Source organism: Arachidicoccus sp. (assembly GCF_050436765.1).
Lineage (GTDB): Bacteria > Bacteroidota > Bacteroidia > Chitinophagales > Chitinophagaceae > Arachidicoccus.
On record NZ_JBNQGD010000404.1, the window covers coordinates 1 to 1,735 of the forward strand.

Annotated in this window: 1 protein-coding gene; it reads right to left on the minus strand. The window is 36.6% G+C overall.

The window, feature by feature from the left end; all coding sequences use genetic code 11:
* Positions 1-27: 27 nt before the first annotated feature.
* Entirely contained in the window at positions 28-1,581 is a 1,554-nt protein-coding gene (locus tag ACQR30_RS16755; protein ID WP_429736907.1) for a RagB/SusD family nutrient uptake outer membrane protein, read from the minus strand.
* Between the last annotated feature and the right edge of the window lie 154 nt (positions 1,582-1,735).

The following is a 1,735-nucleotide window of genomic DNA, read 5'->3' on the forward strand; positions in this document are numbered from 1 at the left end:
TTTCTAATCATTTTAAACTATACAATTTTAATAACTCACATTCCAAAATGTATTCAGTACCATATTGGGGTTATTAGTAAGTGCACTATTTGAAATAGGCCAAGTCCAAGCGCCATTTGCATAATCACTACTCGGCATCGCATTACTATAACCTGGATCTAATATCTTTTTGGTTCTCACCAAATCATAAAAACTCCATCCCTCTCCCATCAACTCCCTGGTGCGTTCCAAAAAGATTTCGTTATCAATGTTATCCTGCGAAGTTGAATTATAAGAAGGAAGTCCCGCACGGCCTTCTATCATGTTGAGATAGCTAAGTGCATCTGCCGTCTTACCTAAATCATTACACGCTTCTGCGCGCAATAATATTGCTCCCGCTAAACGGAAAACGACATGTGCATCAGTAGAAGCACTGAATGCTGAACCATTTTGGTCAGTTCCGTAAACCATATTAGAGAATTTAATAAAGGCGAAGTCCCCGTCCTCATCTGTTGAATTAGCAATCCACAAATTAAATCTTTGATCCCCATTCCCAGATGGATATAAAGAGCTAAGCACTTTTTTATCTATATACATCCTACTTTTAGTAGGAGAGCTTAAAGGAGCTGTTTTTACAAATTGGTACTGGGAATTGAGTTTATAGCCTAACACATAATTAGCAAACTGCCCATAATTGTAAAAAACATCCTGCTTATTAGCATTTTGTTCGATCTCAAATAGACTTTCTTTAGAGTGGCCTGCAAATATTGTTTTAAAGTCAGAGATAGGTAATAAACCATATGCACCACCATTATCGTTCATTAACAAGCCGCCTAAACTATCGGTTGCTGCCCAATACTTTTGATTATTCACCGCATCAAAATTTGCATTCCACATATTCATGTTCATCATCAAATCTATAGCAGCACCCTTATTTGCTCTGGAGGCAATATCAGAGATGTCTGTATAGGTCCAAGGCAAATTGGGTAATGCAGCCCCCAAATCAGCAAGGCAATTATTAAATATAACAGTCTGATTGGTTCTTGGAAGTGCCGATGTATCATAAGCAGTAACATTATAAGGGACATCACCAAACAATCGCACAATAGCAAAATAACAAAGGCTTCTCATAAATATAGCCTCCGCTTTAAATGCCGCCGATTCTTGAGCCGAGATTTCATTGGTGGGAACCTTATCTATTTCTTTTAATAAGATATTACAAGAGGCAATATCTTTATAAAAATCTGTCCAATCCATGATATTTCTTACCCTACCATCATTATGGGTAACTGCGGCAACTAAATCATTCGATTCGACATCATTAACATACACATTTCCACCTCCGGTATTAGAAACTAAGTTCCAAATTCTGGAAGACCTGAAATCTCCACTAGCCGTAAAGAAAGCCTTATTCTGCATGGTAGCATTACGATATTGTAAATAAATACCATTCATAAAGCTCTGCACATCATTTTTTGTTTTCCAGTAATTATTTCCGGAAAGCGCATTCTGTGGGGTCACATTTAGAAATTTCTTACAGCCTACACCCATACAAAGTAAGAGCGCTATGAAACTGGCATAATATATTTTCTTATATTTCATAATCGATGAATTCAATGATTTTTAAAATTGGATATTCAATCCTAGCGTATAATTTCTGGCATTAGGATAAGTATTTGGATTATCTCTACCTAAATCAGTAATATTTTCAGGGTTCGGCCCAGTGTAAGGTGAAAATGTTGCAATATTATTTCCG

Bases quoted from the DNA above. Each gene is read 5' to 3' on its own strand.
- ACQR30_RS16755 (WP_429736907.1), bottom strand. From the start codon at position 1,581: ATGAAATATAAGAAAATATATTATGCCAGTTTCATAGCGCTCTTACTT.